This window comes from Sphingomonas bisphenolicum (assembly GCF_024349785.1).
Taxonomy (GTDB): Bacteria; Pseudomonadota; Alphaproteobacteria; order Sphingomonadales; family Sphingomonadaceae; genus Sphingobium; species Sphingobium bisphenolicum.
The window spans coordinates 2,104,866-2,116,853 of sequence record NZ_AP018817.1 but is presented as its reverse complement, the minus strand read 5'-3'; the positions used below and the strand labels follow the sequence as shown (position 1 = coordinate 2,116,853).

At 64.9% G+C, this 11,988-nt stretch carries 14 protein-coding genes; 6 read left to right on the top strand and 8 right to left on the bottom strand.

The window, feature by feature from the left end; translation table 11 throughout:
- Window positions 1-23: 23 nt before the first annotated feature.
- Complete coding sequence (locus SBA_RS10530; RefSeq protein ID WP_224545805.1) at window positions 24-503, bottom strand: DUF1465 family protein; 480 nt, start codon at window positions 501-503, stop codon at window positions 24-26.
- Window positions 504-626: 123 nt separating this feature from the next.
- The gene (locus SBA_RS10525) at window positions 627-806 is read right to left on the bottom strand and encodes a YdcH family protein (protein WP_224546268.1); all 180 of its coding nucleotides are present in this window, start codon (window positions 804-806) and stop codon (window positions 627-629) included.
- A gap of 189 nt (window positions 807-995) precedes the next feature.
- On the opposite strand from SBA_RS10525, the gene SBA_RS10520 reads away from it, so the two are divergent.
- Entirely contained in the window at window positions 996-1,151 is a 156-nt protein-coding gene (locus tag SBA_RS10520; RefSeq protein ID WP_224545804.1) for a YdcH family protein, read from the top strand.
- A gap of 154 nt (window positions 1,152-1,305) precedes the next feature.
- Here the strand turns inward: SBA_RS10520 and SBA_RS10515 are convergent, their stop codons facing one another.
- From SBA_RS10515 to SBA_RS10500, 4 genes are all read right to left on the bottom strand, one after another.
- A complete protein-coding gene (locus SBA_RS10515) occupies window positions 1,306-1,683 on the bottom strand; it encodes a PilZ domain-containing protein (protein ID WP_224545803.1) in 378 nt (125 codons plus the stop codon).
- A gap of 66 nt (window positions 1,684-1,749) precedes the next feature.
- Window positions 1,750-2,214, bottom strand: a complete 465-nt coding sequence (dksA, locus tag SBA_RS10510) for an RNA polymerase-binding protein DksA (protein WP_261934378.1) — start codon at window positions 2,212-2,214, stop codon at window positions 1,750-1,752.
- Window positions 2,215-2,746: 532 nt separating this feature from the next.
- Window positions 2,747-3,583 carry a hypothetical protein gene (locus SBA_RS10505; protein ID WP_261934377.1) on the bottom strand — a complete coding sequence of 279 codons (837 nt, stop codon included), beginning with the start codon at window positions 3,581-3,583 and terminating at the stop codon, window positions 2,747-2,749.
- Between the two features lie 155 nt (window positions 3,584-3,738).
- Window positions 3,739-4,179 (bottom strand): host attachment family protein, encoded by a 441-nt coding sequence (locus SBA_RS10500; protein ID WP_261934376.1) that lies wholly within the window; start codon window positions 4,177-4,179, stop codon window positions 3,739-3,741.
- 94 nt (window positions 4,180-4,273) lie between these two features.
- Here SBA_RS10500 and serS point away from each other — a divergent pair, with 94 nt between their 5' ends.
- The 4 genes from serS (at window position 4,274) to rimO (ending at window position 9,290) form a co-directional block, all read left to right on the top strand.
- A complete protein-coding gene (serS, locus tag SBA_RS10495; protein ID WP_261934375.1) occupies window positions 4,274-5,551 on the top strand; it encodes a serine--tRNA ligase in 1,278 nt (425 codons plus the stop codon).
- A 204-nt stretch (window positions 5,552-5,755) separates the two neighbouring features.
- Window positions 5,756-6,799, top strand: a complete 1,044-nt coding sequence (locus tag SBA_RS10490) for a peptidoglycan DD-metalloendopeptidase family protein (protein WP_390902443.1) — start codon at window positions 5,756-5,758, stop codon at window positions 6,797-6,799.
- Entirely contained in the window at window positions 6,796-7,854 is a 1,059-nt protein-coding gene (locus SBA_RS10485) for a potassium channel family protein (RefSeq protein WP_224545793.1), read from the top strand. The genes SBA_RS10490 and SBA_RS10485 overlap by 4 nt, the downstream gene beginning before the upstream one ends.
- A gap of 47 nt (window positions 7,855-7,901) precedes the next feature.
- Window positions 7,902-9,290, top strand: coding sequence for a 30S ribosomal protein S12 methylthiotransferase RimO (gene rimO / locus SBA_RS10480; protein ID WP_261934374.1), 1,389 nt, complete (start codon window positions 7,902-7,904; stop codon window positions 9,288-9,290).
- 118 nt (window positions 9,291-9,408) lie between these two features.
- Here the strand turns inward: rimO and SBA_RS10475 are convergent, their stop codons facing one another.
- Both SBA_RS10475 and SBA_RS10470 read right to left on the bottom strand, forming a co-directional pair.
- Window positions 9,409-10,242, bottom strand: coding sequence for a DUF4163 domain-containing protein (locus SBA_RS10475; protein ID WP_390902441.1), 834 nt, complete (start codon window positions 10,240-10,242; stop codon window positions 9,409-9,411).
- The gene (locus tag SBA_RS10470; protein ID WP_261934372.1) at window positions 10,242-10,442 is read right to left on the bottom strand and encodes a hypothetical protein; all 201 of its coding nucleotides are present in this window, start codon (window positions 10,440-10,442) and stop codon (window positions 10,242-10,244) included. The genes SBA_RS10475 and SBA_RS10470 overlap by 1 nt, the downstream gene beginning before the upstream one ends.
- Before the next feature lie 141 nt (window positions 10,443-10,583).
- On the opposite strand from SBA_RS10470, the gene SBA_RS10465 reads away from it, so the two are divergent.
- The gene (locus SBA_RS10465; RefSeq protein ID WP_261934371.1) at window positions 10,584-11,981 is read left to right on the top strand and encodes a leucyl aminopeptidase family protein; all 1,398 of its coding nucleotides are present in this window, start codon (window positions 10,584-10,586) and stop codon (window positions 11,979-11,981) included.
- The last annotated feature ends 7 nt before the right edge of the window (window positions 11,982-11,988 follow it).

The following is an 11,988-nucleotide window of genomic DNA, read 5'->3' as shown; positions in this document are numbered from 1 at the left end:
CACCGCCAATTGCGCGCCAATCGTCAGAATGCGGTGTTCAACCGGTCCAGCAACGCGCGCGCGGGGCTGGCGCCGACCGTGGCGGCGGAGGTGGCCATCGCGTCCAGTCGATCCTGGAGGCGAGCGACGCGATCGTATAATTCCTGGCTCGCATCGATCAACGCACGGGCCGCGAAAGGAAAGCCGCCGGCCAGTTCGGCCTCGGTATGCGATGCACGGCCCAGACGATACTTCTCATCGGACAGGTCCACCTGCTCGATCTCGCCGCGCTGCCATGCGCGCTGGCTGAGCAGCCAGGCGATGATGTGCATCAGCCGCGTCGTGACCTTGAGCGATTCGCAGGCGAAGGCGACCCGGCGCAGCGGATCGTCCACGCCATCGTCGAGCGACGCGCTGCCGTCGAAATAGGCGCGCGCTTCGTCGGCCATGATCATGGCTTCCAGATAGAGTCCGTCCACCAGTCGCCGATGGAGGCCAGGATCAAGAAAGGCGGGGCTTTGCATAGGATTGAGCTGCCATATTTTTGCAACTTTGTCAGGCCCGTTAGACCGCCATTGCCATGCTTTGTCCCATTTGGGATCGGTTAGCGCGGCGTTAACCGAAATTGGCGCCCCTCCGCCAGACGGTCAGGCGATGATGTCGGGAACCAGCGCATCTTCCAATATCGCAATCTCGTCGCGCAGCCGCAGCTTGCGTTTCTTGAGGCGCGCGATCTGCATCTGGTCGCCACCGCCGGCCGTCACCAGCGCGGCGATCGCGCTGTCGAGGTCGCGATGCTCGACCCGCAGCAATTCCAGTCGGCGCATGATGTCTTCCCGGCTCACCGCGCCTCTTGCCTCCACTTCACTTGACCCAACAGCGCCTGATAACGCGCCCTGACGACGCGGACCATCGCAAATTTTCATGCGGCCCGCCGCAAAGCCCGAATCGCCGCGAGACAAGCCGGTCAATTCATGATCTACTTGATCATCCATCGCCCTCGTAAGGAGAATGTCATGGAAAATAGCCACATTTCAGCTCTTTCAGCAAAGCATGCCGGCCTTGAAGCACGAATCAAGGCCGAGTCGAGTCGACCCATGCCCGACGCCATATTGGTGGCATCGCTCAAAAAGCAGAAATTGCGGCTGAAGGAGGAGATGGCTCAGCACTGATCGCTGGCGCACTGCTCTGGGAGGAGGTCAGGACGGGGCGGCGAAGACCGCCCGTCCGACCATCCTCTGCCTGAATATGTCGCGATAGAATCGCAAGAGCCCCGGAGCCGGCAGGTTCGCGGGGCGTTTTATTGTCCGGCCCATCGGGGAAGGATCAGCGGCGCTTCACGCCATGCTGATGCGCGCGCAAATAGTCGGGCACGGCATTATGTTGCGCTCCGGCGCCGCCCACGGGCTTGCGCGCCAGTTGCGGGTCGATCGGCTCGTCGAAAGCGAGGCCGATCTTTTCCTCACGCGACCAGGCGACCATGCCGGTCACCTTCCCGACGCCGCGCAGATCGCAGACAATGTGGATGCCGGCAGGCACCGCCCGCTCGCAATCGGCCATCAGGCCGGTCGCGGACAGATTGCGGACCCTGGCCTTGCCCAGCGGCGCCCCTTCCGGGGTACTGAGCGTGGTGAGCAGGAACAGGCTATCGCGCGGCGCGGCGCGCGCCGGTCCCCGGTCCGAAATATCCTGTTGGTCGTCCATGCAAAAACCCACGGTTGGAAAAGCGGTGAAGGCCATCATCCTAACCGCGGGGTGATGGAAAAAACGTTAATCGTCGCGGGATATCTTTTCCTGCCGCTCGTGCCGTTCCTGCGCCTCGACCGTCATCGTCGCGATCGGGCGCGCTTCCAGCCGACCGAGCGAAATCGGTTCGCCGGTGACTTCGCAATAGCCATATTCGCCATCGTCGATCCGGCGCAGCGCGGCGTCGATCTTGGAAATCAGCTTGCGCTGGCGGTCGCGGGTGCGCAGTTCGATCGACCAGTCGGTTTCGCTCGATGCGCGATCATTGAGGTCAGGTTCGCGCAGCGGCTCGTTCTGCAGAACGGCCAGCGTGCCTTCCGCTTCGGCCAGGATCTGCTTCTTCCAGTCCCACAGGCGCTGCCGGAAATATTCCAGCTGCAACGGGTTCATAAACTCTTCGTCGGACGAAGGCCGGTAGTCGGCGGGAAGCGTTACAGTCGATTTGGGCGGCTTTTCGCCGTCTTTATCGGAATTCAGGACCGATGCCATCTGGCTCTCCGACTCGTAAGGCCCCGGCGCTTGATGTTCCGGGCGCCCAAACTTGATTGTGCCCGCCTCATAGCCATGGCTGCTGGCCGATACAAGCGGGCAATCTAAGGCTTGTCGCTTGCTTCCGGCCGTTTTTTTCATAGGCATGGGATCGTCGGTCGCCGAGTCCGCATCCATGCATATCGGCTGCCGGCCGAACGCTCCCCGTTCAGCCTTGGCCCGCCAGCCGTTCCATAGTGGGACGTTAACCAATTCTTTTCAGCCGGCAGCAGCTTTTCCCTCGACTTAGACATGATATTGAGGGTTAACGGGATTGCAGTTAACCCTTTCTTTTGCGTTGATGCGCATAGGAAGTTCCCGTCAGCCCATCGTTGGAAATCCAGTGTGGGTACGGGGGTAACAAGAGAAGAGTAGATCCTATGTCGGTACGGATGGCTTTGGCTAAGTTGTGCGCCTGCACTTGCGGCGGAGCGATCATCGGCGGCGGTGCCGTCCATGTCGCTGAAAACGCCCGTCCGGCAGTGGTGCATAGTTACAAAAGCATGAAGGCAGCGCCCAAGAAGCGCCTGGCCGTTCGCACCGTGAAGCGCAAGGTCGTCCGGACCGTCCAGGTGACCAGGCCGCAGACAGTAACGGTCGTGACGCAGGCTGCGCCCATCCCCCTGCCCGCGCCGATGCCGATGGCCGAAATGCCGATGATGTCGGGCGGCGGTGGCGCCGTGCCGGTCGTGATGGGCGGTGGCGGCGGCTTTGGCGGCGGCGGGTTCATCGGCGGCTTCTTCGGTGGCGGCGGTGGCGGCAGCGGCGGGGGATCGGTCGTGATCTCCTCGACCAGCAGCTCGACCGGCGGCATCAGCAGTTCGACCAGCTCGACCACGGGCGGCGTATCGACGTCGACGGGCGGCGTATCGACCTCATCGGGGAACGTGTCCACTTCGTCAGGTGTCAGCTCCAGCTCGTCCTCCTCGTCCAGCTCCAGCTCCTCTTCCTCCTCCAGCTCGTCGTCGAGCAGCTCGGGCGGATCGAGCGGCGGCAAGCCGGGCAAGCCGGACCATCCCGGTTCGAGCGGCGGCAGTTCGGGCAGCAGCGGCAGCTCGGGGTCGAGCGGCAGCTCCGGTTCCAGCGGCAGCTCCGGCTCGTCCTCGTCCTCGTCCTCGTCCTCCAGCTCGTCGTCCAGCAGCTCTTCTTCGTCGGGCGGTTCGTCCAGCTTCGGCAGCACGGGCAGCACCGGGTCGAGCGGCAGTTCGGGGTCGAGCGGATCGAGCGGCAGCTCGTCCTCTTCGTCTTCGTCCAGCAGTTCCTCTTCCAGCAGCTCGAGCGGGGGCTCGGGTGGCAGCACGGGCGGTACCGATGTTCCGGCGCCGCCCATGGTGCTCCTGTTCGGCGCGGCCGCCGTGGCGCTCGTCGCCCGCCGCCGCTTCGCCGAACGCAAGGCGCAGGCCGCCGCCTAAGCGCGACGCCTGCCACGAAAAGGGGCGGCCCCGGCATCGGGCGCCGCCCCTTTTCGTTCCAGGCCGGTTTGCTTCAGGCCGCCGCGATGATCTTCTCAATCTCCAGCACCGGATGATTGGTCAGATCCTTGGCGATTTCGCCGACCAGCCGGTTCTGCACTTCCTTATGATAATGTTTGCGCATCTCGCCCAGCGCCGTCGGCGGAGCGACGATGATCAGTTTCTCATAATCCTGCGCGAAGGCGCGGCGCTTGAGCAGGTCGGCGGCTTCGGTGGCGAAGCGCGCTTCTTCCAGATCGTGGAAGTTGACTTGCTCCATCGAGCTTTGCCGACCGCCCATTGGCGAGGAAGACCGCCCTGCCGCATCCGACGCCTGATCGCGATTGGCGGGGTTGTCCTGGACCTTGACCTCCTCCGCCTCAAGCTGAGGGAAACTGCTGTCGCCCTTGTTGCGGAAGAAGAGCAGCTTGCGCCCGTCCGCCACCAGCACCATCGCGTCTTGATCGATCTGCATCGCTCGGTCCTTTTCTCGTTGATTGATGCAGCACCAACGGGCGAGCGGCGCATAGGGTTGCGCGGCCCGTCGCGCGGCGGCATAGGACTGCCCCATGCACGACATCCGCTTCATCCGCGAAACCCCTGACACCTTCGACGCCGGCTTGGCCCGTCGAGGGCTTGCTCCGCTTTCCGCCGAGATATTGGCGCTCGATGAGAAATCGCGAGCGATCAAAACCGAATTGCAGCAAGGCCAGGCCCGCCGTAACGAGGCGAGCAAGGCGATCGGCCAGGCGATGGCCGCCAAGGATATGGCAAAGGCCGAAGCACTGAAGGCGGAAGTCGCGGCGCTCAAGGAAGGCACGCCGGCGCTGGAGGCGCAGGACAAGGATGTCGGCGACGCGCTGACCGCGATGCTGGCCGCTATCCCCAACCTGCCTGCCCATGACGTGCCGCAGGGCGCGGACGAGGCGGACAATGTCGAGATCAGCCGCTGGGGCACGCCACGCAGCTTCGACTTTTCCCCGCAGGACCATGCCGATTTCGGCCCGGCGCTGGGGCTGGATTTCGAGGGCGGCGCGAAGCTGTCGGGCGCGCGCTTCACCGCGCTGCGGGGGCCGATGGCGCGGCTGCATCGGGCGCTGGCGCAATATATGCTGGATAGCCAGACGACGACGAACGGCTATGAGGAGGTCAACCCGCCGCTGCTGGTGCGTGACGAGGCGCTGTTCGGCACGGGGCAGTTGCCCAAGTTCGCCGAGGATCTGTTCCGTACGACCGACGGCCGCTGGCTGATCCCCACCGCCGAAGTGTCGCTGACCAATCTGGTCGCCGACCAGATCGTGCCGACCGACAGCCTGCCGGTCCGGCTGACCGCGCTGACCCCCTGCTTCCGGTCCGAAGCCGGGTCCGCCGGGCGCGACACGCGCGGCTTCATCCGCCAGCACCAGTTCGAGAAGGTCGAACTGGTCGCGATCTGCGCGCCCGAAGAGTCCGAGGCCGAGCATGACCGCATGTGCGCCGCGGCCGAGGGGATATTGCAGGCGCTCGACCTGCCCTATCGCAAGATGCTGCTGTGCAGCGGCGACATGGGTTTTGGCGCGCGCAAGACCTGGGATCTGGAAGTGTGGCTGCCCAGCCAGCAGACCTATCGCGAGATCAGTTCCGTCTCCAACTGCGGCGACTTCCAGGCGCGACGCATGAATGCGCGCTACAAACCGGAAGGCGAGAAGCAGACCCGCTTCCTGCATACGCTCAACGGATCGGGGCTGGCCGTCGGCCGTACGCTGGTGGCGGTGCTGGAAAATTACCAGCAGGCCGATGGCAGCGTCGCCGTGCCGGCGGTGCTCGCACCCTATATGGGCGGGATCACGAAGCTGGAGCCGCGTTGATCCCTTCCGGGTCGTTTAAACCTGTCGAGAACTCTGCATAAGGGGTCTCGACAGGCTCGAACCGAACAGAGGCGTGAGACAGGGAGCGCGACAGTTATACGCGATTGCGCTATTTTTCTTAGTTAGCTAACTAAATAAAATAGCGCGGGATGCTACAGGCTGAAAATACTGGAAACCATGGCTGGATCGGATACACACGGCGCGATGCAGCGCCCGTCTCTTCTGATCCTGCCGCTCGGCCCGCTTCTGCTGGCGGCCTGTATTCCCAATCAGGGGGAGCGCGCCGATCCTGCGCCCACGCCGCCACCCCGGATGGACGCCGACGCATCCACCGTCGAACTGGCCGAAACGCAGCCGGTCTGGACCGCGCAGCAGGTGGTCGCGAACGCGCGCACCGTCGCCAGCGCCACCTATGTCGTGCAGCCGGGCGATACGTTGCGCGGGGTCGGCAATCGCACCGGCGCCGGATCGGAAGCGATCGCGCGGGCCAATAGCCTGGCCGCGCCCTACGCGATCCGCACAGGGCAGAGGCTACAAATCCCCGGCGGCCGCTACCATCTGGTGGCGGAGGGGGAGACGGGGATCGCCATCGCATCGGCCTATGGCGTGGCCTGGAACCGGATTGTCGCGGTCAATGGCCTTACCGAACCCTATATGCTGCGGCGGGGGCAAAGACTGTTGTTGCCCGGCGACGCCCCCACCCGCGCGCCCGACATCGAGCAGCGCGCCGCCGCCTTCCGCATCGACATCGACGATGTGCTGACCGGCGGTCAGCCCGCCGCGGCGGACAATGCGCCGGTCGCCGTCGCATCCAGCGCCCCCCGCCCCCTGCCCTCCAACGTGCCGATCGCCCAGCCCAGCCGCTTCGCCGGCAGCTTCGCCTGGCCGGTCAAGGGTGTGATCCTGTCCCGCTTCGGCCCCGGCGAAAGCGGCGCGAAGAATAACGGCATCGACATCGCTGCGCCCGCAGGCACGCCGATCCGCGCGGCGGCCGATGGCGTGGTCGCCTATGCGGGGGACAAGGTGGCGGTGTTCGGCGGGCTGGTGCTGCTCAACCATGGGAGTAGCTGGGTCAGCGCCTATGGCCATGCGAGCCGCGTCGATGTGGTGCGCGGGCAGAAGGTGACCAAGGGGCAGGTCATCGGCCTGGTCGGCGACACCGGCTACGCCAGCAAGCCCAAGCTGCATTTCGAACTGCGCAAGGACCGGGTGCCGGTCAATCCGATCGGCCAGTTGCCGCCGGCATGAGGATCAACGAGGTCCGCACCACGCCTGGCGCCGCCGGTTTCCTGCGCCGGCGATCGTCCATGCCGATGTGGGCGGACCTGGTCTGGCGCGTGGCGCTCGTATTCGGGCTGATCGCGCTGGTGCTGCTGCTCCACTGGGTCGGGCGCGACGGGCTGAAGGATAATTACGACAACAAAATCAGCTTCATCGACGTCCTCTACTTTACGACCGTAACGGTCACGACGGTGGGTTATGGCGACATCGTCCCGGTGACGCCGGAAGCGCGCCTGTTCGAATCCATCTTCGTCACTCCGATCCGGCTGTTCGTCTGGCTGATCTTCCTCGGCACGGCCTATAACCTCTTCCTCCGCAATATCCTCTACAGGTGGCGCATGGCGCGTATTCAGGCTGATCTGCACAATCACATCATCGTGACCGGCTTTGGCACCAGCGGGCAGGAAGCGGTAAGCGAACTGCTCGCCCGCGGCACCGACCCCAGGGAAATCGTCGTCATCGACGGCAGCGAGAAGGCGCTGGAGCGGGCCGAGGCGCAGGGGTGCAACGTGCTATGCGGCGATTCGACGCGCGATCGCACGCTGAAGGACGTGGCGATCCATCGCGCGCGCGGCATGATCGTATCGGCGGGCCGCGACGACACCTCGATCCTCATCACCCTGACCGCGCGCCATCTGGCCCCGCGCCTGCCGATCAGCATCGTCGTGCGCAACGAGGATAATGAACTGCCCGCGCGGCAGGCGGGCGCGACCACCGTCATCAACCCGGTCAGCTTTGCCGGGCTGCTGCTGGCGGGCAGCACGAGCGGCCGACACATCGCCGATTATATGGCGGATCTGGCTGCATCGGGCGGGCGGGTAAAGCTCAACGAACGGGCCGTGCTGCCCGAAGAGATTGGCGGACCGCTCTCGGCGATCGGCACAGGCCTGGGCGTCCGCATCTATCGCGGCGACCAGCCTATCGGCTTCTGGGAAGAGGCCGCACGCCAGCTTCAGGCAGGCGATGTCATCATCGAAATTGCCGAAGGCAACGGCCCTTTCGAGCGTAACGGTCGCGACTAAATATAGTACCGCAATGGGGGACCGTGACATTCGGCATAAAAATCCCTATGTGCGCGACCATCATGGCAACCAAATTTCCTGACGCGCCGAAGATCGGCATGGTTTCGCTCGGCTGTCCCAAGAATCTGGTCGACTCAGAGCGTATCCTGACCAAGCTGCGTTCCGACGGCTATCAGATGTCCCCCGACTATGCCGGCGCCGACGTCGTGCTGGTCAACACCTGCGGCTTCCTCGATTCCGCCAAGGAGGAATCGCTCGAAGCAATCGGCGAGGCGATGGCCGAAAATGGCCGCGTGATCGTGACCGGCTGCATGGGCGACGAGGCGGATGTCATCCGTGCGAAATTCCCGCAGGTGCTGGCCGTTACCGGCGCGCATCAATATGAGCAGGTGGTCAATGCGGTGCATGACGCGTCGCCGCCCATCCCCAACGCCTTTGTCGACCTGGTGCCCGAGGGTGGCCTGAAGCTGACGCCGCGCCATTACAGCTATTTGAAGATTTCGGAGGGCTGCAACCATCGCTGCTCCTTCTGCATCATCCCTTCGATCCGGGGCGATCTGGTGTCGCGACGCATCGACGCAGTGCTGCGCGAGGCGGAAAAGCTGGTGCAGGCGGGCACCAAGGAATTGCTGGTCATCAGCCAGGACACGTCGGCCTATGGTGTCGATACCCGGCACGAGCCGCGCCTGTGGAAGGGCCGCGAGGTCCGCGCGCATATGACCGACATGGCGCGCGAACTGGGTCAGTTGCGGACGGCGGACGGCGTCGCGCCGTGGGTGCGGCTGCACTATGTCTATCCCTATCCCCATGTCGATCAGGTCATCCCGCTGATGGCCGACGGGCTGCTGACGCCCTATCTCGACATCCCGTTCCAGCACGCCGCCCCGAGCGTGCTCAAAGCCATGAAGCGCCCCGCCAACGAGGCCAAGGTGCTGGACCGCATCCATAAATGGCGGGCGATTTGTCCCGACATCACGATCCGGTCGACCTTCGTCGTCGGCTTCCCCGGCGAGACCGAGGCGGATTTCCAATATCTGCTCGACTGGCTGGACGAAGCACAGCTCGACCGCGTCGGCGCCTTCCGCTTCGAGCCGGTCGAAGGCGCGCCGGCCAATGCCTTGCCGGGCGCGGTGCCCGAAGAGGTCAAGGAAGAACGCTACCAGCGCATCATGGCAAAGACCGCCGCGATCAGCGCCGCCAAGTTGCAGGCGAAGATCGGCCGCACCCTGCCCGTCATCCTGGACGAAGTGGGCGAACCGGACGAGGAAGACGGCAGCATCGGCGCCACAGCGCGCAGCCAGGCGGATGCGCCGGAGATCGACGGCAGTGTCTTCCTGCGTGATGTAGGCGAAGGGCGCAAGGCGGGCGATATCTTCGACGTCGTAATCGAGGATGCCGACGAGCACGACCTTTATGGCGTGCCTGTTCAGGACTGAAAGGCGATGAGCCTGGTTCGTAAATTACGGCATGTGTTCGCGCGAAGGCGGGCACCCAGTTCAGACGGCGGGACTGGATTCCCGCCTTCGCGGGAACATGTTCAGTTTGAGCCACAGGTTACGGCGCCACAAACCCGTCCTGATATTCGGTCTTGATCGCCTTGCGCATGGCGGCGTCGACCGGCAGCGGCACCTCATAGCTGCCTTCCGCATAGGGACCGGCATTATACGGGCCGACGACCACGGTGATGCTGTCGATCAGCTTGCCGTCCTTGGACGTCGGCACCAGTATCTGCTCTATCGGGTCGATGCATTTGGTGAATTCATCGTCGCCGCGCACTACCGGTTCACCGCGCTTTTCCGCGCGCTGCTTGTCGAGCGCGGCGCAGAAGGGCGCGCGGATCGCCGCTGCGAAAGCGGTCGGCGACGTCATCACCGCCTTGACGCTCGTCTCGCGCTTGCGCGCCTTGTCCCAGAGCAACGCCTCATAGCCGGTCATGCCGTGCGCGCCGCCGGTATAGACATAGCTTTCCGACTGGAGCGCCAGGAAGCGCGGCGTGTCGGCGGTGACGCGCCATTGGGTTTCCACGCTATGGGGCCGGAAGGGAAAGCCCGACTCCTTGGCGGCAGCGCTGTCTTCCTTCGCCATGGCAAGCGCGTCGGCCTTGGACGATGCCCGTTCCTTCGCGAACTTCTCCACCAGAAAGGGCACCGCCGCGGCCTGCGCCGGATAGGCGTAGGAAAATTCCAGGAAAGCGTTTTTGTCCTTCTCGGCAAAAGGCTTGGCCGGAGGCGCAGGCGGCTCCGCACCGACCATATTCCCGACGAAACGAGAAGCGGCTGCGTTGGCCGTGGCGTTGCCGGCGCCATTATCCTGCGCTGGCGTGCAGGCGGCGGCCAGCAAGGCCGCCGCCGGAATCAGTACCCTGCCGCCCATACCTCCTGCCCGCATCAATGCGCGTGCGCCGCGCGGCAACGTTCGCCAACCGCCTTGCGCGCATAGTCGCTGTCGAGCGCCCGCGCGGCATTCGACCAGCCTTCGGCGATCAGCGCCTGCTGGACGGCATTGCTATTGTCGAATTTGCCTGTCTCGGCCAGCGTATAGGCGCGCGCCCTGGCAGCCTGAAGGCTGCGGTCATCACCATGAATCATCGTCCATCTCCTTATTGTCTATACCCCCGAATCTAGGCCTGCGCGGTTCACAGCGCAAATGAAGAAAGGGTCGAACGTGTCGGGTGCGCGATGAAAAAATTGCGCTTTCCATCCGCGATCCCTTTCCCTTACACCCGCGCAATGACCGATTTTTCCGACCTGCTCAAAGCCGACAACCAGCAACCCGCCCGATCGATCCAGCTTGTCGACGCCAAGGGCTATGACGCCTGGCTGGCGGCCCGGCCGGCGTCGATGCGCGCCATGATCGTGGCGCAGAAATTCAAAGGCCATGCGAACGACGTCGCGATCCTTCCGGGCGGGGGCGACGATGACTGGTCGGTGGTCGCCGGCGTCGCCAATAGCGATACGCTGGGATCATGGTGCCTCGCGCGGGCGGCCGAAAGCCTGCCCGAAGGCGTCTATCGGCTGGCGGAGGGATCGGCCGGGGCCGCGGCGCTGGGCTGGCTGACGGCGCAATATCGCTTCGACCGCTATCGCCGGGACGATCCGCCGGCCGGCGCCCGCATCCTGCTGACTGCGGATGTCGCCCGGATCGCGCCGACGGTGCAACTGGCGCAGGCCGTCGCGCTGGTCCGCGACCTGGTCAACACCCCCGCCGCCGATATGGGGCCGCCCGACCTGGAAGCCGCGGTGGAGAAAGTGGCCGTCGCCTTCAACGCGAGCGTAACGACCACACGCGGCGATGCGCTGGAGCAGGGCTATCCGATGATCCACGCGGTCGGCAAGGCCGCGGACAAGGGCTTCGCCCCGCGCCTGATCGAGCTGATGTGGGGGGATCCCGCCGCGCCGCGCATCGCGATCGTGGGCAAGGGCATCTGTTTCGACAGCGGCGGGCTGGATATCAAGCCGTCGTCGGGGATGCGTTTGATGAAGAAGGATATGGGCGGCGCGGCCCATGCGCTGGCGCTGGCGCAACTCATCATGGCGGCGCGACTGCCGGTGCGGCTGCATCTGCTGATCCCGGCGGCGGAAAATGCGATCGCGGGCAATGCCTTCCGCCCAGGCGACATATTGCGCAGTCGCAAGGGGTTGAGTGTCGAGATCGGCAATACCGATGCCGAAGGCCGGCTGGTGCTGGGCGATGCGCTGACCCGCGCGGGCGAGGACAAGCCGGAACTGATCGTCGATTTCGCGACCCTGACCGGCGCGGCGCGGGTGGCGGTCGGCCCCGACCTGCCCGCCTTGTTCGCCAATGACGATGCGCTGGCGGCCGATATGGCCGTAGCCGGCGGCGACGTGGACGATCCGACCTGGCGGCTGCCGCTATGGGACGGCTATGCCGACATGCTGAAGTCCGATGTCGCGGACCTCAACAATGCGGGTGAAGGCGGCTTTGCCGGCGCGATCACCGCCGCACTCTTCCTCAAGCGCTTCGTCCCCGACGATACGCCCTGGCTGCATCTCGACACCTTCGCCTGGCGTCCCTCGCCGAAACCAGGCCGGCCCAAGGGCGGCGAGGCGCTGGGACTGCGCGCGGTTTTCCGCCTGTTGCAGCAGCGCTATGGGCGCAGCGGATAAAGGCTGC

Bases quoted from the DNA above. Each gene is read 5' to 3' on its own strand.
- SBA_RS10530 (WP_224545805.1), bottom strand. From the start codon at position 503: ATGCAAAGCCCCGCCTTTCTTGATCCTGGCCTCCATCGGCGACTGGTG.
- SBA_RS10525 (WP_224546268.1), bottom strand. From the start codon at position 806: ATGCGCCGACTGGAATTGCTGCGGGTCGAGCATCGCGACCTCGACAGC.
- SBA_RS10520 (WP_224545804.1), top strand. From the start codon at position 996: ATGGAAAATAGCCACATTTCAGCTCTTTCAGCAAAGCATGCCGGCCTT.
- SBA_RS10515 (WP_224545803.1), bottom strand. From the start codon at position 1,683: ATGGACGACCAACAGGATATTTCGGACCGGGGACCGGCGCGCGCCGCG.
- dksA (WP_261934378.1), bottom strand. From the start codon at position 2,214: ATGGCATCGGTCCTGAATTCCGATAAAGACGGCGAAAAGCCGCCCAAA.
- SBA_RS10505 (WP_261934377.1), bottom strand. From the start codon at position 3,583: ATGGGCGGCGCCGGAACATCGGTACCGCCCGTGCTGCCACCCGAGCCC.
- SBA_RS10500 (WP_261934376.1), bottom strand. From the start codon at position 4,179: ATGCAGATCGATCAAGACGCGATGGTGCTGGTGGCGGACGGGCGCAAG.
- serS (WP_261934375.1), top strand. From the start codon at position 4,274: ATGCACGACATCCGCTTCATCCGCGAAACCCCTGACACCTTCGACGCC.
- SBA_RS10490 (WP_390902443.1), top strand. From the start codon at position 5,756: ATGCAGCGCCCGTCTCTTCTGATCCTGCCGCTCGGCCCGCTTCTGCTG.
- SBA_RS10485 (WP_224545793.1), top strand. From the start codon at position 6,796: ATGAGGATCAACGAGGTCCGCACCACGCCTGGCGCCGCCGGTTTCCTG.
- rimO (WP_261934374.1), top strand. From the start codon at position 7,902: ATGTGCGCGACCATCATGGCAACCAAATTTCCTGACGCGCCGAAGATC.
- SBA_RS10475 (WP_390902441.1), bottom strand. From the start codon at position 10,242: ATGCGGGCAGGAGGTATGGGCGGCAGGGTACTGATTCCGGCGGCGGCC.
- SBA_RS10470 (WP_261934372.1), bottom strand. From the start codon at position 10,442: ATGATTCATGGTGATGACCGCAGCCTTCAGGCTGCCAGGGCGCGCGCC.
- SBA_RS10465 (WP_261934371.1), top strand. From the start codon at position 10,584: ATGACCGATTTTTCCGACCTGCTCAAAGCCGACAACCAGCAACCCGCC.